A 22,813-nucleotide genomic window follows, 5' to 3' on the forward strand; every position below is an offset into this window, starting at 1 on the left:
TCTTCAGGCATCAGGACGCGGCTCCGGCTGTGCGGAGCGCCCGAATGGCTGCCGCACGATCGGTCTTGCCATAGACGGCGCTGCCCGCGATCAGCACATCCGCGCCAGCCGCAACTGCCTGCGGTGCGGTTTCGGCGTCGATGCCGCCATCGACCGCTAGTTTTATGGGGTAGCCGGAATCGTTGATCATCTGGCGAAGAGTGCGGATCTTGTGTGTCTGGCTGCTCAGGAACTTCTGGCCGCCAAAGCCCGGATTGACCGACATGACGAGGATCAGATCCACCATGTCCAGCACTTGTGAGAGCATCTCAGGGGGCGTTGCCGGACAGAGCGAGACGCCGGCTTTCACGCCCAGCGCACGGATGGCCTGGAGCGAGCGATGGAGATGCGGTCCGGCTTCGGCATGGACCGTGATGTGATCCGCGCCGGCTTTGGCAAAGGCTTCCAGATAGGGATCTACGGGTTCGATCATCAGATGGACGTCGAACGGCAGTTTCGTGTGCGGTCTCAGTGCCGCGATCACAGCAGGGCCGAAGGAAATGTTGGGCACGAAATGGCCGTCCATCACGTCCAGATGCAGCCAGTCGGCTCCGGCTTGCTCGATCGCTGCGACTTCCTCACCCAGTCGGGCAAAGTCTGCGGAAAGAAGGCTGGGCGCGATCAGCAACGGCATGGTCTGGGTCATGCTTTCGTTATCGGTAATCGTGGCGTTTCGCGCAACCATACAGACGGCAACTTTCACGCCACATCAAAGTGTTCCAACACGTAGCTGGCGGTTGAGTTCCCGCAGCGCATGAGTTGCCGCCTCATCGGGTGAAGCGAAGCGGTAATTGCCATTCAGCAACGAAAGCCGCTCCATGCTTGTGTTTGCCGGATCGACCTCTTCGTCCACCACCAGTTCCGGCGGCAGATAATAAGGAACGGCGACGCCTTCGGCCTGCTCTGCGGCCCATTGTCCGGGCGTGCGTTCCAGCACCTGTCGATTCGAGTGCACGATGCCCGGCACCCCCACGGTCCACCCGATCTTGTGCTGGATGGTGCCATGATGACACACAGAAAGACTCGCATGTTCCGCAAGGGCAATGGAATCCGTGATGGACAGACCGGATGCGTCGATCACCCTCTGCTCCCCATCGGGTGCGGACGGGCACACGGCACGTCGTATCGCGGCGATTTCGGCCCGGTCACGTTCCACGGCCTGCACCGTTTCATCACGTGGGCGATAGGAATGATTGGCGGGTAGGGAAAAGCCATCGAGCAGGATGGCGCTTTCCGGCCAATGACGGAGAATGCCCGAGCACAGGGCGATAAGAAAAGCCCGCTGATTGGTGGCTGTGCGGTTGCCGGTGCGAACGCTGATCCACACCACGGGGAAATACCCCCCGATCTGACCGATCAAGCGACGGAGACTGGGGGATGCGGTTTGACGGGCATGTGCGAGTACATCCAGTCGCGTCTGCCGATCGATATATGTCGAGCCGAAGCAGAACGTCACCTGTCCCGGCGCATTGGGCATACGATAGGGACCGAACCGTTCGACGGGCCAGTCTTTCAGCGCGGGTAGTAAGTTGCGCACATCTCCAAGTGGCTCCAGCAGGGAATAGAGCGTCACGGGTCCGCGCCAGTGTGGCAGGCGGGCAGCTTCCTGCAGGGCCGGCAACTGATTCCATAGCACATGCGCATAATTCTCGTCACCGCATAGCGCGACGGCAGCGTTCGCTGGGCGGAGGGGGTGCCATTCGGGGCGCGCAAAGGCGGTCAGCGTCTCTGTGGCTTCCTCGGGTGTCAGGCTCCATACTCGCGATCCGAAGGTCAGGCCTGCGCCCAGTTCTGGCAGCAGCGCCGTGCTGATGGGAAAGCCTTCACCGAGATTGGCGCTGGCCAGAATCAGTTCGGGCGCGTCGGGAAAACGAAAGAGCGTCTTGCGCTCATGGACGGTCCATGAATCGCCTGAGTGAATCATACGACCGGTGTGCGGGCAGGGGATGCGGAAGAACCAGCGCTCGAACAGCTCCCGCTGGTACCAGCGCAGATGCCGCTCCGAGGGTCTATCCTGTTGTGCGGTTACATAATTGAGGGTGCTTTGAAGGCCGGGCATCCGGTCGAGCATCTCTCTCCACAGGGCGCGGCCCTCGGGGGTGTCGATATGCTCGATCCGGATAGAGGTCATGATGTCTGTCCTCAGTCGGCCTTTACAAAGCGGGCGGCGAAAAATCCGTCCATTCCGCCGCGTTCCGGCCACATGCCGGGATGCGTGCGCAACCAGCCTTCAGGGGTGAGAGCTTCCGGCAGATCGGACAGTTCCTCCGGTGTGAAGGGATGTGGCTGTAGCCCAAGCTTGCCCGCGATTTTGCGTGCCTGTTCGGAACCCTCTTCGGACTGGAGGGAGCACACCGCGTAAACCAGTCGGCCACCGGGTTTGAGCATGCGGGCAGCGGCAGCGAGAAGCAGTTCTTGTGACTCGACCAACGCCTTCAGATCACGGGGGCGCTTGATCCACAGCGCATCGGGATGGCGCCGCGCCGTGCCGGTGGCGGAACAGGGGGCGTCGAGCAGGATGGCGTCGAAGAGGTGTTCGGGTTGCCATGCGGCCGCATCGGCGCAGACAGTGTTCACATCCAGCCTGAGGCGCGCGATGTTTTCCTTCAGACGCTCCATGCGCACCGGATCGCGCTCCAGAGCCGTGACCTGTGCACCCGCGAGCGCCAACTGGGCGGTTTTGCCGCCGGGAGCGGCGCACAGATCGGCCACGCGCTCGCCCGGTTGAGCGGCCAGAAGGCGTGCAGGCAGACAGGCGGCGGCGTCCTGCACCCAGAATGTGCCTTCTTCGTAGCCTGCAATGTCCATGACCCGTGTTCCGGCAGGAAGGCGGACAGAGCCGGTTGGCAACAGTTCCCCACCTTCGGGAACGGGCGTGCCGGGACGCAGCGTCAGGTCGAGTGGCGCTTCATGGGAGAGGCCGCGCGCAATGGCTCGCACGGTTCCCGGGCCGAACGTCTTCCATGATGTCCACAGCCATGCAGGGATATTGAGGCGTTCCTGATCCAGCCCTTCCAGCAGGGAGGCTCCTCCTGTCGCGATCTTTCGCAGCACGGCGTTGGCCAGCCCCGCAAAGGGCGCCAGCCCGCGACGGCGCATCAGATCGACCGTGGTGCCCACGGCGGCGTGCGGCGGCGTTTCGAGAAATAGGAGCTGGCAGGCACCAATAAGGAGCGCTATGCGCACAGGCTCGGGTGGTTCCTTGCGCAGGAAAGGTTCCAGCACGGCCATGAGCGTGCCGCGATGGCGCAGTGTGGCGGCGGCAAGACGATGGGCCGCTCCCCGGTCACGCGCTTCGGCGTCCTGTGCCGCAGATGAGCGCGCAAGCGTGGTTTCCAGCATGCGCCTGTTTTCGATCACGCCACTGACAATGTCGAAAGCGATGTCGCGTGTCGGATCGGCGGTGACAGGCCGTCTCTCTTTGGCAGGACGGGATTTGCCGCTACGGCCGGCGGGCTTGCGGCGTGCGGATGAGGGCGCGCTTGACGGAATGTTCATTGTTCCCGGTCTGAATGTGCTCGGGCCAGCACATGACACGTCATCGCCGTCGGTGCCAGCCGTTTTCCGTTCGATCCGTCATGATCCCATACCCTCAGGAGAACAGACTTCCTTCATGGAGATGTTTGCCGGGAACTCGTTTCTCTCTCATGCACCTACAGAACTGCCGCTCTCACCCGGACTGCTGCTGTTTCTTCCCTCCACCAGTCCTGTAACGGGAGGCCTGCTTCTCAGATCGCATCGGCGACGTGAGTCGGAGCTTCTTCTGCCCAATCCTTTCGGCGCAGGTCTCTTCGTTACACCTGCTGATTCGCTGGAAGATCTCGGGTTCGTACCGACTGCTTTCGATCGCGTGCTTCTTCGGCAACTCGGAGCGGTCGAGGCGCCCGGCTTCCTCGAAATGAGCGCGCTGACGCTGTCTACGGCAGTGGCCGGCTTTGCCGGGCGGGAAGCGCAGGTTCTCGCACGAAAAGCCAGAGCCGTGCAGGCCGAGCGTCAAAGTCGGATGCTGGCCTATGTGCAGACTCTTTTCGGCCCATGGGAAGCGCGGCCCGATGTGCCGGAGAGATTGGCGGCCATTCTCGTGCAGATGGGATTTTGTCCTTCCGAAGATGCTCGGCGATTGCACTCAGCCGTTCCGACCATGGAGCTTCTGAGACGTGAACTGGGGAGCGTGGAAGATCGTCTCGCCTGGACAGGTGGTGGCGTCATTTTTGAACGACTTGTACGTGTTTCACGGCAGGTTCTCGCGCATTACGAAGCTGTCTATGCGGATATGAGGGCGCTTTTGCATGACAGAGCGAGAATGACGCGATTGACTGCCACCAACCTTCCCTATGCCGAGGAGTTGGCCTTGCTGCCCGGGTGGATACGGTTCTGTCACCTGCTGGGCGATACGGTACATGCCCACACGGCTTTTCATTTTCTTTCGGATATGGCGGCTCTGGCGATCATGCTCATGCATCGTCAGACAGCGGCGGCAGAGGGGCGGAGTTGGGCGAGCCGGTGGCAGACGGCTGCGATCGACAGACCGGTTTCGGTGGATATGTCCCTGCATCTGGTCGAACGGAACGAACGGCTGCTCCGCATGGCATGCCTTCATGTGCTGGAGGAGATTTGACATGCGAGGCAAGATTGATCTGCCAGTCGTACTGTCTTCGAAAGCCGGCATGACGCCACCGTCGGATGCTGTTGTAACGCCTGTTTTTCTGTTGCTCCATCCGCTCTGGCCGCTTGTCGTGCCAGTGACGACATGGCGTGCATCGGTTGCGGAATCGGAAAAAGGAGTGCCTGATTCCCTGCTTGAGCCGCTCGCCATATGGGTGCTGGATTGCTTTCCACAGGCGAGTCTGGTTGAGCGTCTGATTCAGGCGGCAGACGGTCAGCACCTTCCTGAGCGAGATGCTGTCCACGAACCGGAGTGGGCCGATCCAATCCGCAGGGCTTCGGAATTGTTGTGGGCGCGGGCTGCCGATGTGCTGTCTCGGCCGGTTCCAGAGCCGGTGCTTAACGAGATCGCGGTCTCATCAGGGTTACGCACGAACGAAATAGAAGAAATTCTTCCTGCACTCGGGGTGATTTTCGCGAAGGCTGAATTTCTTTTTCCTCATCGGCGGGAAGCCGCTCCCGTCAGTCCGGATCGTGACGAATTCGAGGAAACATTGCGCGGATTGGCGATGGGAGGCAGTCGGTCATGGATGTACGGGCTGCTCGTGTTGCTGGCTTCACGCATTACTTGCGACATCGTTTTGCCGATTGCCCGGTCCGTGGCTCGTGAGTGCGGAGTGGGGCGGAGCCTTCTCGATGCGTGTGATACCGCGCTGGCCAGCATCTTTGGGCGCTTCGAAGGCTTCTGCACGCAGGCGCAAGCGGCCATCGAGCGGGTAAAACCGGTCGAACGGGAAATGCGACGTTGCGTTCCTTGGCTGGATGTCGCTGAACTGGCGTCTGTTCTGTCTCTGGTGAAATTTGCCAATCGCTGCTCATTGCATGTGCTTCCGGCAGCACGTCTCAAGGCAGCGGCCATACAGGCGGCGCGCGCGCAGTTTGCGCTGCTGGTCAGCGAGGATCTTCTCATTCGATGGCCGGTTTCTGTCTGGCCAGATTCGCTGCTGATCGCTTTCGAAGCCGGGAACAGACGGTTGCGTCATCTGGCGACATTGGGAAGCACATTGTCGCGCTCGGCGGAGTACCGGCCGGGGCTGGAACGGCTCGCGCGTCATTACACGGATGCGTCTCTCATCGGCCTTTCGTTTGTCGAACGGATACGGACTGTCGAAATACTTTCGATGAGCACCACGCCATCAGGGCTTCTGACAGAATATCTGGCGCTTTTGCCGCCGTCACTGAACGCTGGCCGCAAGAAAAAGCCGGAGGTGCGGATATATCTCGATCCGCGCCCATTGCTCGCGCTCTGATGTCTTTGGAATAAGAAAGAAGTTATTCTGGCTGTGCGGCCGTAAGTTCAGGCTCACGATATACGGAGTTCAAGGCCTCTTCCACGCGCTTGAGGCCCGTCATCAGACGTTCCCGGATACGCCCCAGCCGTCCTTCGTCCGTAATTTTCATGCCGGAGAGATCTTTGACGTAGAATACGTCCACCGCTCGCACGCCATAAGTGGTGATATGGGCTGAGGAAATCTGCAGGCGCATATCGTTCAAAGCACTTGCGACGTCATGCAGAAGACCGGGGCGATCTCGTCCGTTGATTTCGATGACAGTGTGGGAATTGGATGCCCGGTTGTCGATCACGACGCGGGGCGGAACATGAATCGCGCGTGTGCGGGAAAGAAGCTGTCCGGGCGAGATCGCTCGGTCGATTTCTTCCGTGATGTTGATCTTTCCGCGCAGCGCTTTTTCCGCGATGGCGGAAAGACGCGCGAGCCGATGAGGTTCATCGAACGCTTCGCCGGATGCATCCTGCACCCACAATGTATCGAGAGCCATGCCGTTCGTGAGCGTATGGATGCGGGCATCCACGATGGACGCGCCCGCCAGTGCCATGGCACCAGCGATGGCGGCAAAGACGCCGGGATGATCCTGCGTATAAACCGTTACTTCCGTGACGCCGCGCGCCGGCAGCGGCTGGGTCTCGATCACGATGGGTGCTGACCGTGCTTCCGCCTCGCGGATCAGGCTGGCGTGACGCAGCAGAGTTTCCTGATCGAAAGACAGCCAGTAGCTGGCGTAACCCAGATCGAGAAAGCGGTCGATGTCAGCTTGTGTCACGTCTTCTTCGGCCAGAAGCTCGGCCATCATGGACTTGCTGTGAGCGACGCGCGCGTCGCGCTCCGCCGTAGCGAGACCGCCTTCGAGAACTTCAGCCACGCGGGTGTAAAGTTCGCGCAGGAGCGTGGCTTTCCACGCATTCCACACACGCGGACTGACGGCGCGCATGTCCACGATGGTGAGCAAAAGCAGCAGGCGCAGTCGTTCGGGAGACTGCACGACATCGGCCACGTCAAGGATCGTCTTGGGGTCGTCGATATCGCGCTGGAAGGCTGTGTGGCTGAGAAGAAGGTGCTGCAGCACGAGCCACGACACGGTTTCGGTCTCTTCTCCCGAAAGACCGAGGCGGGGACACAGTTCCAGCGCCAGTTCGGAGCCAAGTTCCGAATGATCGCCACCGCGTCCCTTGGCGATGTCATGCATCATGACGGCCATGTAGAGCGCACGACGGGACTGGAGATTTCGAGCCAGTTCGTAGGCGACGGGAATCTCGTCGGCCATTGTGCCGTCTTCCACACAGCGCAGGATACGCAGCGCCTCGATGGTGTGCTCGTCCACCGTGAAGATGTGGTACGTGTCGAACTGCATCTGTCCGACAATGCGGGACCAGTCTGGGATCAACGCGCCCCACAGCCCGGTCTCGTTGAGCACACGCAGCCAGTGGACATAATCGGGGCGACGGTCCGTCTCTTCCACCCGGGCCAGTTCACCTTTGGGTTCGGTGCGAAGATGCGGCGGGCGGCGCGTCTGGCGTGCAGGACCGGGCCGCTCGTCGCACAAGAGATTGAGGAAAATTTCGGAGGCGCGGGCATTGGTGCGAAGTGTGGAAGCCCGACGCTCCCAGCGGATGAGCTGCTGACGGGCAAGCGGATGAACCGGCACATGCCGGTTGCGGGACCAGTCCAGAAGCTCGAACATCTTGATGGGATCGGCTTCGAAGCTGACGCCACGGTCTGCCAGAATCTGGCCATCGAGCAGGGTAAAGCCTGCTTCGCGCATGGCTTCGTCCGCTTTCATGACGTGGGCGGCAGGACCAAGGGCCACGCGCACGATGGTCGGCTCCAGCACATGCGTAAGGCGCATAACCTCCCGCACCGTCAGGAAATAGTGGCGCATGAAGCGTTCGACGCCATTCTGCCGACCGTGGCGCGTGTACCCCATGCGACCGCCAAGCACGGGCTGCATGTCGAATGTCAGACGATCTTCGCCGCGTCCTGCGACGTAATGCAGATGCAGGCGAATGGACCACAGGAAGTCCCACGACCTACGGGCACGGGCGGCTTCCTGTTCCGTGAGGAACCCCAGACGGGTGAATTCGGGTGCCAGCAGATCCGAGACATGGCGTGTGCCGAACGTATAGCGACACATCCAGTAGAGCGTCTGCATGTCACGCAGACCGCCGCGCCCTTCTTTGATGTTCGGCTCCACCAGATAGGGGCTTTCACCGAACCGGCGATGTCGTTCGGCACGCTCGCGGCGTTTGTCGGCAATGAAGCGCGCGGAGCCGGCCTCCACGCAGGCGACGATAAATCGCGCCTCGAACATGGCAAACAGGGCGAAGCTGCCGCTCAGCAGCCGGGCGTCCAGAAGGGCCGTGCGAACGGTCGTGTCCTGCTCGGCCTGCGCGATGCAATCATTGATCGAGCGGGTAGCATGGCCGACTTTCAGGCCAAGATCCCACAGGAAATAAAGGATATACTCCACCAGCGTGAGCATGGGGGGAGAGGGTTCCTCGGGGGTGAGGAAGAGCAGATCAATGTCACTGAACGGTGCGAGCAGACCTTTGCCGTAGCCACCTGTCGCCGCGATGCAGATGCGACCGGCAACAGTGGGAGGACAGGACGTTGCCTGCGTGGCGAACGTGAACAGCGCTTTCACCAGTTCGTCGGCATGAGCGGCGAGAAGTTTCGCCGCCTGCACGCCACGTAGCTGCCGCGCCTCGAAACGCTGGCGCACATCGGCCTGATAACGCCCAAGATGGCGGCGGAAAATCGCCAGCGCATCGTCGCGTGTAGGCGGTTGGCCGTCCTTGCCTGCAGCTTGCAGGGCTTCGCCAAGAGATACGCTCAGCATTTCCGGCGTCAAAGCCTCATCTCCCGACATGAGAGAAGAAACGCCTGCAACTGCGGGACGGGTATCGACGTTGAGACGGGACATGCGATCAGGTCTGGCTCGGCAAGAGAGGGATCGGAACTTTCATTCTCCGACGGAACGCGCCTTCGCTTCAAGTGGCGATTTTTTTCAGAGCGTAAAGCGCGGCGAGAGCTTCCCGTGGTGAGAGGTCATCGGGGTCGATATCGGCCAGTTTTTCGCGCAGCTCGTCAGGGATCGGAACCTCACCGGACGGTTCGTTGTGTGCCGGTTGAGAGGAAGGCGCCGCATCGAAAAGAGGGAGTGGTTGCGGGCCCGCTGTGTGCTCACGTTCCAGTTCCTTGAGCAGACGGGAGGCGCGGTCCACCACGGGAGCGGGAACGCCGGCAAGTTTTGCGACATGCACGCCCCAACTCCGTTTGGCGCTGCCGGACACGACTTCGTGCAGGAACACGACCTGCCCCTTCCAGTCCCGCACGGCCATGGTGTGGAGAGACAGCCGGGGAAGGCTTTCGGTCAGCCGGGCAAGTTCGTGGAAATGTGTGGCAAAGATGGCACGGCATCGCAGGTTGGAATGAAGTGCTTCCAGCACGGCCCATGCAATCGAAAGACCGTCCAGCGTGGAGGTGCCGCGCCCGATCTCATCCACCACCACCAGAGACCGGGGACCGGCCTGATTGAGGATCGCGGCCGTTTCCGTCATTTCCACCATGAAGGTCGAGCGACCCCGCGCCAGATCGTCCGCAGCCCCTACACGTGAGAAAAGCCGGTCCACCGTCCCAAGATGGGCCGAGGTGGCAGGCACAGGCAGTCCGGCCTGTGCGAGAATGACGGCCAGCGCGTTCTGTCGCAGGAAGGTGGATTTGCCGGCCATGTTCGGCCCGGTCAGCAGCATCACGCGTTTTTCAGGGGAGAGGGAGCAACTGTTAGCCGCAAAGCGCACGCCAGAACCAAGGGCCGCTTCCACAACGGGATGGCGGCAGGCGACGAGTTCGAACGCCTCGCTTTCGTCCACCACCGGTCGGCACCATGTCTCGCCTGCCGCGAGAGAGGCGCAGGAGCGGATGACATCGGTCAGCGCCACCGCGCGGGCGAGCGCTGGCAGCTTGTCGTCATCCAGAGCGCGGGCGACAAGCGCTGCGAAAACCTGACGTTCACGTGTTGCGGCACATTCCGCAGCGGCGGTAATTTCAGCATCCAGCTCCGAGAGTTCCTCGGTGGCGAAACGCGCGAGGCTGGCCGTGCCCTGACGGAATTGAAGATCTTCGCGGGAGCGCAGACGGGTGCCCACGGCAGCCGGCACCTCGATGACATAACCAAGCTGGGCGTGATGCCGGATTTTCAGGCTGGTTATGCCGAACCGCTCACCATAATCGGCCTGTAGAGAGGCGATGATCCGGCGCGAATCGTCACGCAGCGTGCGATGTGTGTCGAGTTCTTCATCGTAGCCCGCGGCAATGACGCCGCCATCTTCCAGTCGGGCCGGTAATTCATCGGCAAGCGCGTCGTTGAGTTCGTCATGCAGGGCGGCGCATTCCTGCAAGTCCTCAAGAACGCGCTCGATCAGGTCCGGTCGTTTTTCCTCACTGCCGTTGATTCGGGCGAGTTCCGTGTCGGCAAGGTGAGCGGCGGCGATGCCATCGCGCAGTGCGCCGAGATCGCGCGGTTGGCCACGGCCCACGGACAGGCGCCCCAAGGCACGGTCGATATCGGGGGCGCTTCGCAGGATCGTGCGAAGATTTTCCGCTCGCACGCTGTCATGGCGCAGCCAGTCCCAACAGGCCTGACGTGCGGCAATCCGCGCTGGATTTGTGAGCGGAGCCGCAATCCATGAAGCGAGCATCCGCGCGCCAGCGGCCGTGCTGGTGCGGTTCACGGTGGCGAACAGAGTGTGTTCGGTGCCCCCGTCACGAGCGCGGAGTAGATCGAGGCTCGCGCGGGTTGCCGGGTCGAGACCCAGCGTGTCCTGATCCTCCTGCGGCATGGGCGGCGTAAGCCGCGGCATGGCGCCCGCCTGTGAGCGCTTTACGTAGTCCACGGCCATGAGAGCGGCGGTGGTTTCGGCATCGCTGAAGGTGCCGAAAGCGTCGAGGCTGGCGACATGAAAGCTCTCCGCCAGCCGTGCCCGTGCCGTGTCCGGGGAGGAGGGCGGTTCGCCCGGCGTACGGCGAAGATCGTATTCACCCAGATCACGGTCTGGCGGGGCAAGGATCTCGGCGGGGTCCAGCCGCGCCAGCAGATGCCCCAGTTCCGCATCCGTGCAGCGGGCGGTCTCGAACTGGCCAGTAGAGATGTCGATCCATGCCGCGCCCCATTCCGGCAAGCCGCGTCGTGACGGTTCGGCCACCAGCGCCAGCAGGAGATTGGAGCGACCGGGTTCCAGAAGTTCATCTTCGGTCAGGGTGCCGGGCGTGATCAGGCGGACGACGGCGCGCGGTAGCGGACCCTTCTGAGCGGCAACCTTGCCCTTTCCCTTCATTTTGGAGGGTGGAGTGGCGGTCTGTTCCGCGACAGCGACCCGAAAGCCACGCCGGATGAGGCGGGAGAGATAGGCCTGCGCCGCACCAACCGGCACGCCGCACATGGGGATCGGCTCTCCACCATGCGAACCGCGTGCCGTCAGGGCGATGTCGAGCGCCGAGGCCGCAGCCGTCGCGTCATCAAAGAACAGTTCGTAGAAATCGCCCATTCGAAAGAAGAGGAGAAATTCAGGGTTTTCGTTTTTCAGCGCAAACCATTGCGCCATGGCGGGCGAGGCACCTTCGGGAGAGGGGCGCTTGCTGGCGCCGGTCCGGGTGGGTTGCTCGTCAGTCATGTTGGCGATGATGTCCTGTTCGGTTATGGGGCAGAAGGAGCGGGGTCAGCCTTTCGGGCGGCTGGCGTAGACGGCGATGCCTTCCCACACACGCTTGACGTAGTTGCGTGTCTCCTCGGTGGGGATCTGTTCGATCCAGTCGATCAGAGTATCCTGATCCGCGCCGGTCCGAGCCGGATCGCCTCGCTCTTCCAGCCATTGGGAGACGCGGTGCGGTCCTGCGTTATAGCCTGCCGCAGCGTAAGGCACGACACCATCGAATCGGGTCGCGACCTTCGAGAGATAGGCCGTGCCGAGTTGCATGTTGAGGCCGGGATCGTGCAACGCGGCAATACTGACCGGCCCCAGTCCTATACTGTGCGCCGTTTCCTGTGCCGTAGCCGGTAGAAGCTGCATGAGACCGATGGCATTGGACGGACTGACGGCATCCGGATCGAAATTGCTTTCCTGCCGCATGAGCGAGGGCACCAACCCATCGGGCAGCGTGCTGCCGGGAGGCCGATAGGGCGCGGGCCAGCCATAATCGGGCAAAGCCGTACCGGTGCGGCTCGCGGCGCGGGCGACACTCACGCCGATGTCGGGCAGGCCGACACGCTGGGCGAGTACAGCCAGAGCTTCCCGATCTTGCGGGTCGGTGTCCTGCACGAACAATACGCGTAGAAAGTCGCGAGCGTGCGTGCGGTCGTTCCATGACACGAGAATCTGGGCCGCACGGGCGAGGTCGCTGCCATCCAGCCGCACGGATACGGCTGTGGGATCGTGCTCGTTATGGGCTTCTGCGGCGAACCACTGGCGAATGGCAGATTGCAGCGCGTCCGGCACCCGGGCGGGTGCGAGCAGGGCGTTGCCGCTGTCCGACAGACGGGCGAGCGCCATCTGGCCGTAAAATGTCTGGGGCTGGAGGGCGGCCTGCTGCCAGTCGGCACGGGCCGCTGCCATATCGTTGGCTTCTAAGCGTGCCCGACCCAGCCAGTAAAAGCCGCCAGCATGAGTGTTCAGAGAAGGCGAGGCCGCTAGCTCGCGGAAAAAGCTGTCCGCCTGTTGCGGGTCATGCAGCGCCCGCAAGGCGATCCATCCGCTGAGAAAAGCCGAATCCGAGCGTTGGCGTCCTTCGATGTGCGTTGGGTCATTCGCCATTGTGAGCGCATCGCCGGGACGATTTTGCGCCAGAAGTGCACGCGCCAGCGCGTCCCGCTCGCGCCAGAAATGCCCCTGTTCCGCAGGGGCAGCGCGGCTCTCGGCATCGAAACCCCGCTGTTTCCACAGCGCGAGCGCATCGTCGAGGCGCTGGTTTTTCGCCAACCAACGCGCATGGGCAAGGATGAGGGAGGAATCGTCCGCGTAACGCTCAGGCACAGCAGCGAGAAGGGATTCGGCGGTGGAATCGTTGCGCCGAAAGGCCAGTTCGGCCTGAGCCAATGCGGCTCTGTCCGGGTCCAGCGAGGACATTGTGGCTGCGGCCGCTGTCAAATGGCCGTTGCGGATCTCTCGTTGAAAACGTGCCCAGTTGTCGTCTGCTGTGAGCGCGGGCCCAAAGGTGTCTTTGACAGCGGCCGCGTCCTGTGGACCGTCATTACCATTGCGCCACGCCGCGCGCCCGGCCTCGCGAAAGGCGTCCATGCCACCGGCAATGGAAACGCAGCGCAGCAGGGCAGGGGCTGTCTTTGGTGGTTCGGCCCGGCAGAGATCGGCTGCCACACTGTCGTCTGGCTCGTTGACAAGCGCATGTTCATAGCGGGCGCGTATGACAGCCCAGCGCGGCCACACCGGGCGGGTGGTGAGAAAGTTGGCGTAATCACGGGCGGGAATGGTGGACGCATTCGGCCCAACAAGACGCAGCCACGTGGTCAGGCGGGCCGCCACGTCATCGACCGGCCCCTTTGCTGCCGCCTGTTGAGGCTGCGGCCACGTTTGCGGAGGCGCGGTACTGGTTGCGCTCGATGGGGCACACGCGGAGAGTGTGAGAACGCAGGTGAGGGCGAGGCTGCGACGGCTGGGCTTCATTCCGTGGTATTATCCCACATGAGAAAGAACTTCGCTGCCGCCATTGAAGATCAGTTCGATGGCCACGCCGAACACCACGAGCAGACCGATCCACGCAATCCAGCGATAGCGATCGAGCAGTCGGGCGATGATCGTGGCGGCAAAGGCCATGAGCAGGATGGAAATGGCAAGCCCCGCGACCAGAACCTCCATGTGCTCACCCGCCGCACCGGCAACGGCCAGCACATTGTCGAGGCTCATGGAAAGATCGGCCACGATAATCCGTCCGATGGCGGGCCACAGACCGCCGGGGGCCGTGCCGCCATCTTCGGCATGCGTATCGGGAGTGCGCAGTTCCCGGTACATCTTCCAGCAGACCCAGAGCAGCAGCAATCCACCCGCCAGTCGCAGGCCGATGATGCCGAGCAATTGGGTCGCCACCAGCGCCAGTCCGAGACGGATGAGGGCGGCGGCCGCGACACCGACGAAAACCGCGATGCGTCTCTGTTTTCCCTCCAGACGCCGGACAGCCAGACCGACAACGACGGCGTTGTCTCCGGCAAGGGTTATGTCGATCAGGACGACCTGCAGAAGAGCGCCAAGGAAGGAAAGTGAAAGCATGGCCTCGCTATACCGCGAGATGTCGTGATCGGACCAGTGGCAAGATGATGATGCGCACTGCTCTTTTCGTCATGCCTCGGGAGAATTGGATGAAATGACCCGGTGCTTCACCACCTCGCCCACAATAATGAGCGCGGGACTGCGGAAGTTCTCTTCCGTAACCTTTGCGGTCAGTGTGGCGAGATCCGCCGTGATGACCCGTTGATCCGGTCGTGTGCCGTGTTCGACCATGGCTGCGGGCCATTCGGGGGGAAGGCCGTGTTCGACCAGGCGTGAGCACAGACTCTCCACGCCACCGAGGCCCATATAGATCACGACGGTCTGTCCGCGCTGGGCAATGGTGTGCCATGGCAGGTCCAGTGTGCCGTCCGCTCGGGCGTGGCCTGTCAGAAACAGGCAGGACTGGGCGCAGTCGCGGTGCGTCAGCGGAATCCCCGCCGCCGCCGCGCAGCCATTGGCGGCTGAAATGCCGGGTATGACGCGAAACGGCACGCCTGCTTCCATCAGAGCTTCGATTTCCTCGCCACCACGTCCGAAGATGAACGGATCGCCCCCCTTAAGACGCAGCACCCGCTCGCCCGCCTTGGCGCGGCGGATCAGTTCGTCATTGATGGAAGGCTGGGGCAGGGCGTGATTGTTGCGCTGCTTGCCTACGAAGATACGCTCGGCATCGCGGCGCACGCGGTCGAGGATGTCAGCGGGAAGCAGGTGGTCATACAGCACGCTGTCGGCGTTCTGCATTAGCCTGAGTGCGCCAAGGGTGAGAAGATCCGGGTTGCCCGGTCCCGCACCCACGATCCAGACTTCGCCGCCGCCCGTATCCTCGCCCGCCAGTCGCTCCAGCGTGGCGCGCGCGGCGTCGTCTTCACCCGCCAGCGCCTGTTCCGCGCCCTTACCGTCGAGAAAGCGCTCCCAGACGCGGCGGCGGGTGTCAGGGGTGGGGTGGCGCGCGCCCACCATCTCGCGAGCGCCCTGCATGAATCGGGCGAGCCGATCCAACCCGGCAGGCAGGAGCGCTTCTATCTGTTCACGCAGACGGCGGGCCAGAACCGGGGCTGCTCCCGACGTGGAAATGGCGACCTGCACGGAACCACGTCGCACGATGGCGGGAGTGATGAAGGTGGAGGGCTCCGGATCGTCCACCGCGCAGACTGGCACATTCAGTTCGCAGGCCGTGGCCGCGACCATGCGGTTGATTGCCCGATCGTCCGTGGCGGCGAAGACTACGCGGCAATGACGTGCGTGTTCGGCCACCAGTTCCGGTGTTGCGCCCTTCGCAACATGATGGATGCGTCCATTGAGGGCATGCTGGGTCAGTTCTGGGCACAGCGTGGGGGAAAGGACGGTCAGCCGGGCGTCGGTGGCCAGCAGCAGGGCGGCCTTGTTGGCGGCCACGGTACCGCCGCCTACGACCAGTGCGCAAGCCGCCTCATCCATCCGCATGACGAGAGGGAACCAGGGGCTGTGTGACGAAGGCGTCAGGCTGTTGTGTTCGACCATGATGCGGTCAGTCGTCTCCGAATGGGTCAGTTGCGGCTGGCCAGCAGGCAGACCAGCGTGAAGATGCGCCGTGCAGTGGGGCGGTCCAGAGCGATCTTACCGGACAGTCGTTCGATCAGAAGATCGGCGGCTTCGTCATGGATGCCCCGGCGCCCCATGTCGATGGCCTGCACTTTTGCCCGGTTGCCTTCCTCCATGGCTGCCTCGAAGCTCTCGATCATCAGGGCATAGTCCTTGATGAGGCTTCGAAACGGTGTGAGGGAAATCCCCTGCGCATGCAGTGCTACGTCTTCCTCGGTGCGGATGTCGAACACAAGCCCGGAATTGCCGCTGACGGCGATGTGCAGAATGAAGGGGCCGGTCAGGCCATGGGGACGGAAATGCGCGGTCTGGCACAGATCGAGGATCGCTTGTTCGCGATCCTTTCTGCGTTCGGGGTGCGCATCTGTCGCGGGGTCGAGGGCACAGTCGAGCACGACGGCGAGCAATGCGTCGGGCCGGTCGGAAGGGAGGGTGGGTTCGTCCCGCCGATTCCTGTGATGATGCAGAAGGGTCACGCCGGTTTCTCCGCCCGTTGGGTTGGCCCTTGTTTTGGTGGTGCACCGTTTTTCCACGGAATGCGTCCGACGGATAGTGTGGCACAGCAGCGAAGGACAAATCTGCCTGAAAAAAGCGGACGGCGGGCAGAGGCGTAAGCAGAGGCACGAGTTGTACTTGTCAGGGTGCGTTCGAGTGCTTATGAGGAGCCGCCAACGGTCGGGAACCCGAGGCTCACTGCCACGACGGTCTCAGTCCTTCGAAAACCGGATGCTTTTTGCAAACGGAGAGAGGGCGTCTGTCGGCAGATTCAACGCCTTGCTCATGCTTGAACTCGGGATGCCCGCAGAACGCAGCATTTGAGGGTTCCCCGCGTCATGGCTTCCACACCTTCGCTCTACGATTGCATCTCAGACGCCCTCGCTTTCGATGACGTCCTGCTCGTCCCGGCGGCATCCGATGTGCTGCCCGCCCACGCCGATACGCGTACGCGCCTGACGCGTTCCATCGACCTCAACATTCCGCTCGTCTCCGCCGCGATGGACACCGTGACCGAATACGCCATGGCGATTGCGATGGCGCAGCAGGGTGGCCTTGGTGTCATTCACAAGAATCTCGATCCCGCCGAGCAGGCCGAGCAGGTCCGCCGCGTCAAGCGCTTCGAATCCGGCATGGTGGTCAACCCGGTGACGGTCGGCCCCGAGCAGACGCTGGCCGAGGTGCGCGCCATCATGCAGCACCACGGCATCAGCGGCCTGCCGGTTGTGGAGCCGTCCTCGCAGAAACTGATCGGCATCCTGACCAACCGTGATGTGCGCTTCGCCAATGACCCGAACCAGAAGGTCAGTGAACTGATGACGAAGGACAATCTCGTCACGGTTCGTCATGGCGCGGACGCCAATGTGGCGCGTCAGCTTCTGCACAAGCACCGCATTGAAAAGCTGCTGGTCGTGGACGATGCGGGTCGGTGCGTGGGCATCGTGACCGTCAAGGATATGGACAAGGCGGTGGCGCACCCGCTGGCCATCAAGGACGGCATGGGGCGTCTGCGTTGTGCCGCCGCTACGGGCGTGGGGGATGACGGTTTCAATCGCGCCAAACTGCTCATTGAAGCGGGCGTGGACGTGCTGGTGATCGATACGGCGCACGGCCATTCCTCAGGCGTGTTGCGGGCTGTCGAGCGCGTGAAAGCGTTCAACGCGGAAGTGCAGATCATCGCGGGCAACGTGGCGACGCCGGAAGCGGCGCGCGCGCTGATCGATGTCGGTGCGGATGGCGTGAAGGTGGGAATTGGTCCCGGCTCCATCTGCACCACGCGCGTCGTGGCCGGTGTGGGTGTGCCGCAGTTCTCCGCCGTGCTGGAGACGTCCGCCGCATGTCATGAACTGAATGTGCCAGCCATTGCCGATGGGGGCGTGCGCACTTCGGGTGATCTGGTGAAAGCGATTGCCGCCGGTGGTGATGTGGTGATGGTCGGCTCGCTGCTGGCAGGCACCGAAGAGGCACCGGGCGAGGTGTTCCTTTACGAAGGACGTTCCTACAAATCCTATCGCGGCATGGGCAGCCTTGGCGCCATGGCGCGTGGTTCGGCGGATCGTTACTTCCAGCAGGATGTGCGTGACGCGCAGAAAATGGTGCCCGAAGGCATCGAAGGGCGCGTGCCTTACAAGGGCACCATGGCGGCCGTCGTGCATCAGTTGGTCGGCGGCCTGAAAGCGGGCATGGGTTATACGGGCTCGGCCACGGTTGCCGATCTTCAGACGAAATCGCGCTTTCGTCGCATTACCAACGCGGGGCTGCGTGAGAGTCATGTCCATGACGTGTCCATCACCCGTGAGGCCCCGAACTATCGTCGCGACTGAGGTGAGAAGGCAGAGGCGCGTAGCCTCTGCCTGTTGCGCTCATCGGCCCCACAGAATCCGGAATATTTCATGACGCCGTCTGCCCGGCTTGCTGCCGCGATCGATCTTTTGGCGGAAATGGACGCAGCGCCGCGTCGACCCGCCGACGCCACTGCCAACAGTTTCTTTCGTGAACGCCGTTATATCGGCGGGGGAGACCGTCGCGCCATCTCCGCCATCGTGTGGGACGTGTTGCGCCACTGGCGGCGAACGGAGTGGTGGATTGCGCAGGCAGGTGGAGACGCGACGCCGCGCCTTCGTGTTGCAGCGCGGCAGATTGCGGGAGGTATGACAGCGGGCGATGTCGCGCAGGCCTTCGTGGAGGGACGTTTCGCACCCGGGGCATTGGACCGGGACGAACGGCACACGGTGGACGTGCTGGCACGGGATATCCCCGATGAGCAAACCCTTCCACGTGCCGTAAGGCTGGAGATTCCCGACTGGCTGCTTCCGCATCTGGAAGCAACATTCGGGGAGCATGTGGAAGAGGAACTTGCCGCCATGAGCGGTGAGGCGTCGCTGGATCTTCGGATCAACACGCTGCGGACCGACAGAGCGGCGGCGTGCAAGGCGCTGGCACGCGATGGACTGCATCCAGAACCGACCGCGTTGTCGCCTTGGGGGCTACGTCTGCCTTCCCGGCTGCCGGTAACGTCAAGTGTGGCGTTCCGCGATGGGCTTGTGGAAATTCAGGACGAAGGATCGCAGCTTGTCGTGGCCATGCTGGGGGCTGCGCCTGAAATGCGTGTTCTGGACTATTGTGCTGGAGCAGGAGGCAAGACGCTCGCCATTGCCATGACCATGCAGAATCGGGGGCATATCGTGGCGTGCGATGTGTCCGCGCCACGTCTGGATGGGGCGGTGAAGCGTCTGCGTCGGGCAGGCGTGCACAATGTTGAGCGGCATCTGTTTATTGCAGGCGATAAATGGGCCAAGCGTCGTGCGGGATCCTTCGATCGTGTGCTGGTCGATGCACCGTGTTCGGGCACGGGAACGTGGCGGCGCAATCCGGACGCGCGGGTGCGGTTGCGTGAGACGGACCTTTCGGAACTGGTGGTGAAGCAGGCGGAGATTCTCGATCGAGCCAGTGCGCTCGTGCGGCCGGGTGGGCGAATGGTCTATGCGACCTGTTCGATTCTGGACGCTGAGAATCGTTCCCAGATCACGGCGTTCCTCGAACGACACCCTGAATTCGAGGCTGTGTTGCCCGAAAGCGAGGAACTGCCGGAAACCCTGCGCGGTGCACCGATGTTCTCACTCACGCCGGCGGTCAACGGAACGGACGGGTTCTTTGCCGCTGTCCTCAAAAAGAAGGAGGCGTAAGCGGCGGTTTTTCGTGCCTTTCTCGCGAAGGTTTGACCGAAACCCGTTGCAGCGTCATCATGCTGCCATGATCCTTCTGATCGACAACTACGACAGCTTCACCTTCAACCTCGTGCATTATTTCGGGGAGTTGGGCGAAGAGTGCGAGGTTCACCGCAACGACGCGCTGAGCGTGAATGACGTTGTTGCGCGCGCGCCTGAAGCCATCGTGCTCTCACCCGGTCCATGCTCCCCGGATGAAGCGGGGATCTGCTGCGATGTGATACGTGCTCTTGGATCGACCACCCCGATTTTTGGTGTGTGTCTTGGACATCAGGCCATCGGGCAGGTCTATGGCGGCAAAGTGGGCCGTGCGCCCATGCCGGTGCACGGCAAGGTCAGCGCCATTCACCACACGAACACCGGAGTGTTCTCGGGTCTGCCGGACCCGCTGATGGCCACGCGGTATCACAGTCTGATTGTGGAAGCGGACACCCTGCCGGATGTGTTGCACCGTACGGCATGGACGGATGATGGCCTGATCATGGGTCTCCAGCATCGGCAGTTTCCGGTTCATGGGGTGCAGTTTCATCCCGAGAGCATTGCGTCCGAATGTGGTCACGAAATCCTGAAGAATTTCCTGACGCTTGCGCGCGAGTGGAATGAGGGTCGTCGTGCGGCCTGAGGGAACGGAAGACACGTCCTTCCGCGCGGTTCTTGCGCGCGTCGTCACGGGCGCTCCGCTGACGGCGGATGAAGCTGAAGCGGCTTTCGGTCTCATCATGGATGGGCATGTCAGTGAGTCGCAGATTGCGGGTTTTCTCATGGCGCTGCGGATGCGTGGCGAAAGTCCGGATGAACTTCTCGGCGCGGTGAAAGCTGTACGCGCCCGCATGAAGGCGCTGGAGAATCCGCCCGCCGATGCGATCGATGTGTGCGGCACCGGGGGCGACGGGCACGGAACCCTCAATGTCTCCACGGCGGTCTCGTTCGTTCTGGCCGCTCTGGATGTGCCGGTGGCCAAGCATGGCAATCGTGCGTTGTCCTCGAAATCCGGGGCGTCCGATGTGCTCGGTGCGCTGGGAGTGCCGTTGAAAGACGATGTGGCCACGCTGGGCGCGGATCTACGCGACCGACGGCTGGCCTTTCTTGCCGCTCCCAACCACCATCCCGCCATGCGTCACGCAGCGGCCGTGCGGCGTGCGCTCGGGGTGCGGACCCTGTTCAACCTGATCGGTCCGCTCGCCAATCCCGCGCGCGTGACGCATCAGCTTGTCGGCGTGCCGGATGTGCGCTGGCTGGCGCCTATCGTGGATACGCTGGCGAAACTGGGCTCTCAACGGGTCTGGGCGGTATGCGGTGAACTCGACGAAGAAGCGGATGGTTTCGTGGACGAGGTGACGCTGGCCGGTCCGACACGGATCGAAGCTCTGGAAAACGGTCAGCGCTACCAGCTTGTTCTGGAGCCTGAGATGGCGGGTTTCCAGCGTGCGCCGATCTCAGCCATTGCGGGCGGTGGGCCGGTTGAGAATGCCGCGGCCCTCAATGCGCTTCTTCGTGGTTCACGGGGAGCGTATCGTGATACAGTGCTCCTCAATGCTGCGTGCGCCATGCATGTAGCGGGGCGAGGTGAAGCGGTTCAGGCTGGAGCCATTCACCCGACAGCTTTGCTGGAACTGGTCGGTATGGCCGCGCAGGCCATCGACGGAGGTGACGCTCTTGCCGTGCTCGAAAGGGCACGCGAGGGCAGCGTGCAATGAACTTCGCGGGGTCGGTGGGTGCGTGTCGTCCGAAATGGGCGGAATGTGGGCAGGCTGCTTCATTCAATCGAATTTGCGAGACGGAGACATGATGAACGAGACATCGGATCAGACGTCCACCGAAGCGCCGGTTGCGGCTCCGGCGGCAGAAACTGGTGAAACCCAGCGTGATGTCCTTGACCGGATCGTGGCGCGCACGCGGGTGGAGGTCGGACATCGTTCGACGTTGCTCAGTCTGCGTGACATCACCGCCAAGGCCCGCGAAGCCGAGTTTACGCCACGTGGTTTCGGACGTGCGCTGAAGGAAAAGACGGCCGATCTCGTGCCGGGGTTGATTGCCGAGATCAAGAAGGCCTCGCCTTCGGCCGGTCTGCTGCGCGATCCCTACGATCCTGTGGCGATTGCCAAATCCTATGAAGCGGCGGGGGCGGCCTGCCTGTCCGTGCTGACGGAAAGCTCCTGCTTTCATGGCACGAATGAGGATTTGGTGGCGGCGCGCAATGCCTGCTCATTGCCGGTTCTGCGCAAGGATTTCATCATCGATCCATGGCAGGTTTATGAGAGCCGTCTGATCGGCGCGGACTGCATCCTGCTCATCATGGCGATCCTGAGCGATGAGGAAGCGGCTTCGCTTGTCGACCACGCCAAGGGTCTCGATATGGATGTGCTGGTGGAGGTTCACTCGGAAGAGGAGTTGAACCGGGCGCTGGTGCTGGATGCCTCGCTGATTGGCATCAACAATCGCGATCTCAAGACGTTGAAGACCGATCTGGAGACGACGGTGAAGCTTGCGCCACTGGTTCCCCCTGACCGGATCATCGTTTCCGAGAGCGGAATCAAGACGCATCAGGACATTGTGCGTCTCTCCGAAGTGGGTGCGAGCGGTTTCCTTGTGGGTGAATCGCTGCTGCGCAATGCCGATCCGGGGGAAGGATTGAAAATCCTTCTGGGCAAGGAAACCGCTCCTCAACCGGCAACGGGCAATGAGGCCACCAGCGCGGGATGACCGCAGTGCAGACCGGGCAGCCCATCGAAAACGCCGATGGCTTTACGCATCTCGACGCGCAGGGGCGTGCGGTAATGGTCGATGTGTCGGCCAAGGCTGACACTGCGCGTGTCGCGGTGGCGCGCGGGCGCATCGACATGGCGGCCTTTGTGATCGAACGCATCACGCGCGGCGACATGCCGAAGGGCGATGTTCTGGCCACGGCCCGGATTGCCGGGATCATGGCTGGCAAGAAAACCTCCGACCTGATCCCGCTCTGTCACCCGATTGCCCTTACATCTCTTGTGGTTACGATCGAATCTGATACGGAAGGTTTCGTGATCGAAGCGACCGCGAAGACGACGGGGCCGACTGGGGTGGAGATGGAAGCGCTCACGGCTGTAAGTGTCTGCGCCCTGACGCTTTACGACATGTGCAAGGCACTCGATCGTGAAATGCGGATTGGGGGCATCTGTCTCGTTTCGAAAACCGGAGGTCGCTCGGGAGCGTTCGAAGCTCCGGCGGCCCACAAGTGAGAATTCTGGCGAAAGGG

General features: G+C 62.4%; 17 protein-coding genes. 8 read left to right on the forward strand and 9 right to left on the reverse strand.

Annotation, left to right across the window (positions count from 1 at the left end):
* Positions 1–10: 10 nt before the first annotated feature.
* From rpe to GOB87_RS08205, 3 genes are all read right to left on the reverse strand, one after another.
* Positions 11–685 (reverse strand): ribulose-phosphate 3-epimerase, encoded by a 675-nt coding sequence (gene rpe, locus GOB87_RS08195; RefSeq protein ID WP_166315129.1) that lies wholly within the window; start codon positions 683–685, stop codon positions 11–13.
* A 63-nt stretch (positions 686–748) separates the two neighbouring features.
* Entirely contained in the window at positions 749–2,170 is a 1,422-nt protein-coding gene (locus GOB87_RS08200) for a hypothetical protein (RefSeq protein WP_166315015.1), read from the reverse strand.
* Between the two features lie 11 nt (positions 2,171–2,181).
* Positions 2,182–3,537 (reverse strand): RsmB/NOP family class I SAM-dependent RNA methyltransferase, encoded by a 1,356-nt coding sequence (locus GOB87_RS08205; RefSeq protein WP_166315018.1) that lies wholly within the window; start codon positions 3,535–3,537, stop codon positions 2,182–2,184.
* 115 nt (positions 3,538–3,652) lie between these two features.
* On the opposite strand from GOB87_RS08205, the gene GOB87_RS08210 reads away from it, so the two are divergent.
* Positions 3,653–4,657, forward strand: a complete 1,005-nt coding sequence (locus GOB87_RS08210; RefSeq protein WP_166315021.1) for a hypothetical protein — start codon at positions 3,653–3,655, stop codon at positions 4,655–4,657.
* A 1-nt stretch (position 4,658) separates the two neighbouring features.
* On the forward strand, positions 4,659–5,954 hold the full coding sequence (locus tag GOB87_RS08215) for a hypothetical protein (RefSeq protein WP_166315024.1): 1,296 nt from the start codon (positions 4,659–4,661) through the stop codon (positions 5,952–5,954).
* A gap of 22 nt (positions 5,955–5,976) precedes the next feature.
* Here the strand turns inward: GOB87_RS08215 and GOB87_RS08220 are convergent, their stop codons facing one another.
* The 6 genes from GOB87_RS08220 to GOB87_RS08245 all read right to left on the reverse strand — a co-directional run bounded on the left by GOB87_RS08220 (position 5,977) and on the right by GOB87_RS08245 (position 16,332).
* Positions 5,977–8,868, reverse strand: a complete 2,892-nt coding sequence (locus GOB87_RS08220; RefSeq protein WP_194303278.1) for a [protein-PII] uridylyltransferase — start codon at positions 8,866–8,868, stop codon at positions 5,977–5,979.
* Between the two features lie 121 nt (positions 8,869–8,989).
* The gene (gene mutS / locus GOB87_RS08225) at positions 8,990–11,671 is read right to left on the reverse strand and encodes a DNA mismatch repair protein MutS (protein ID WP_166315030.1); all 2,682 of its coding nucleotides are present in this window, start codon (positions 11,669–11,671) and stop codon (positions 8,990–8,992) included.
* 45 nt (positions 11,672–11,716) lie between these two features.
* Positions 11,717–13,675 carry a lytic transglycosylase domain-containing protein gene (locus GOB87_RS08230; protein ID WP_166315033.1) on the reverse strand — a complete coding sequence of 653 codons (1,959 nt, stop codon included), beginning with the start codon at positions 13,673–13,675 and terminating at the stop codon, positions 11,717–11,719.
* Positions 13,676–13,684: 9 nt separating this feature from the next.
* Complete coding sequence (locus tag GOB87_RS08235; protein WP_166315036.1) at positions 13,685–14,275, reverse strand: YjbE family putative metal transport protein; 591 nt, start codon at positions 14,273–14,275, stop codon at positions 13,685–13,687.
* 69 nt (positions 14,276–14,344) lie between these two features.
* Entirely contained in the window at positions 14,345–15,757 is a 1,413-nt protein-coding gene (gene cysG, locus GOB87_RS08240; RefSeq protein ID WP_194303279.1) for a siroheme synthase CysG, read from the reverse strand.
* 44 nt (positions 15,758–15,801) lie between these two features.
* On the reverse strand, positions 15,802–16,332 hold the full coding sequence (locus tag GOB87_RS08245; protein ID WP_166315042.1) for a UPF0262 family protein: 531 nt from the start codon (positions 16,330–16,332) through the stop codon (positions 15,802–15,804).
* A 357-nt stretch (positions 16,333–16,689) separates the two neighbouring features.
* Here GOB87_RS08245 and guaB point away from each other — a divergent pair, with 357 nt between their 5' ends.
* The 6 genes from guaB to moaC all read left to right on the forward strand — a co-directional run bounded on the left by guaB (position 16,690) and on the right by moaC (position 22,796).
* The gene (gene guaB / locus GOB87_RS08250) at positions 16,690–18,174 is read left to right on the forward strand and encodes an IMP dehydrogenase (RefSeq protein WP_166315045.1); all 1,485 of its coding nucleotides are present in this window, start codon (positions 16,690–16,692) and stop codon (positions 18,172–18,174) included.
* Positions 18,175–18,243: 69 nt separating this feature from the next.
* Positions 18,244–19,536 (forward strand): RsmB/NOP family class I SAM-dependent RNA methyltransferase, encoded by a 1,293-nt coding sequence (locus GOB87_RS08255; protein ID WP_166315048.1) that lies wholly within the window; start codon positions 18,244–18,246, stop codon positions 19,534–19,536.
* A gap of 67 nt (positions 19,537–19,603) precedes the next feature.
* Complete coding sequence (locus GOB87_RS08260; RefSeq protein WP_166315051.1) at positions 19,604–20,200, forward strand: anthranilate synthase component II; 597 nt, start codon at positions 19,604–19,606, stop codon at positions 20,198–20,200.
* Complete coding sequence (trpD, locus tag GOB87_RS08265) at positions 20,178–21,275, forward strand: anthranilate phosphoribosyltransferase (protein ID WP_166315054.1); 1,098 nt, start codon at positions 20,178–20,180, stop codon at positions 21,273–21,275. Before GOB87_RS08260 ends, trpD begins: the two co-directional genes overlap by 23 nt.
* 88 nt (positions 21,276–21,363) lie before the next feature.
* Positions 21,364–22,281, forward strand: coding sequence for an indole-3-glycerol phosphate synthase TrpC (gene trpC, locus GOB87_RS08270; protein WP_166315057.1), 918 nt, complete (start codon positions 21,364–21,366; stop codon positions 22,279–22,281).
* Entirely contained in the window at positions 22,278–22,796 is a 519-nt protein-coding gene (gene moaC / locus GOB87_RS08275; protein WP_166315060.1) for a cyclic pyranopterin monophosphate synthase MoaC, read from the forward strand. Before trpC ends, moaC begins: the two co-directional genes overlap by 4 nt.
* Positions 22,797–22,813 lie beyond the last annotated feature (17 nt).

The sequence above is a fragment of the Acetobacter estunensis genome, from assembly GCF_011516945.1.
Classification (GTDB): Bacteria; Pseudomonadota; Alphaproteobacteria; order Acetobacterales; family Acetobacteraceae; genus Acetobacter; species Acetobacter estunensis.

What these genes read in the sequence shown, in the direction of transcription:
- rpe (WP_166315129.1), bottom strand. Translation starts at nt 685, where the DNA reads ATGACCCAGACCATGCCGTTGCTGATCGCGCCCAGCCTTCTTTCCGCA.
- GOB87_RS08200 (WP_166315015.1), bottom strand. Translation starts at nt 2,170, where the DNA reads ATGACCTCTATCCGGATCGAGCATATCGACACCCCCGAGGGCCGCGCC.
- GOB87_RS08205 (WP_166315018.1), bottom strand. Translation starts at nt 3,537, where the DNA reads ATGAACATTCCGTCAAGCGCGCCCTCATCCGCACGCCGCAAGCCCGCC.
- GOB87_RS08210 (WP_166315021.1), top strand. Translation starts at nt 3,653, where the DNA reads ATGGAGATGTTTGCCGGGAACTCGTTTCTCTCTCATGCACCTACAGAA.
- GOB87_RS08215 (WP_166315024.1), top strand. Translation starts at nt 4,659, where the DNA reads ATGCGAGGCAAGATTGATCTGCCAGTCGTACTGTCTTCGAAAGCCGGC.
- GOB87_RS08220 (WP_194303278.1), bottom strand. Translation starts at nt 8,868, where the DNA reads ATGTCGGGAGATGAGGCTTTGACGCCGGAAATGCTGAGCGTATCTCTT.
- mutS (WP_166315030.1), bottom strand. Translation starts at nt 11,671, where the DNA reads ATGACTGACGAGCAACCCACCCGGACCGGCGCCAGCAAGCGCCCCTCT.
- GOB87_RS08230 (WP_166315033.1), bottom strand. Translation starts at nt 13,675, where the DNA reads ATGAAGCCCAGCCGTCGCAGCCTCGCCCTCACCTGCGTTCTCACACTC.
- GOB87_RS08235 (WP_166315036.1), bottom strand. Translation starts at nt 14,275, where the DNA reads ATGCTTTCACTTTCCTTCCTTGGCGCTCTTCTGCAGGTCGTCCTGATC.
- guaB (WP_166315045.1), top strand. Translation starts at nt 16,690, where the DNA reads ATGGCTTCCACACCTTCGCTCTACGATTGCATCTCAGACGCCCTCGCT.
- GOB87_RS08255 (WP_166315048.1), top strand. Translation starts at nt 18,244, where the DNA reads ATGACGCCGTCTGCCCGGCTTGCTGCCGCGATCGATCTTTTGGCGGAA.
- GOB87_RS08260 (WP_166315051.1), top strand. Translation starts at nt 19,604, where the DNA reads ATGATCCTTCTGATCGACAACTACGACAGCTTCACCTTCAACCTCGTG.
- trpD (WP_166315054.1), top strand. Translation starts at nt 20,178, where the DNA reads ATGAGGGTCGTCGTGCGGCCTGAGGGAACGGAAGACACGTCCTTCCGC.
- trpC (WP_166315057.1), top strand. Translation starts at nt 21,364, where the DNA reads ATGATGAACGAGACATCGGATCAGACGTCCACCGAAGCGCCGGTTGCG.
- moaC (WP_166315060.1), top strand. Translation starts at nt 22,278, where the DNA reads ATGACCGCAGTGCAGACCGGGCAGCCCATCGAAAACGCCGATGGCTTT.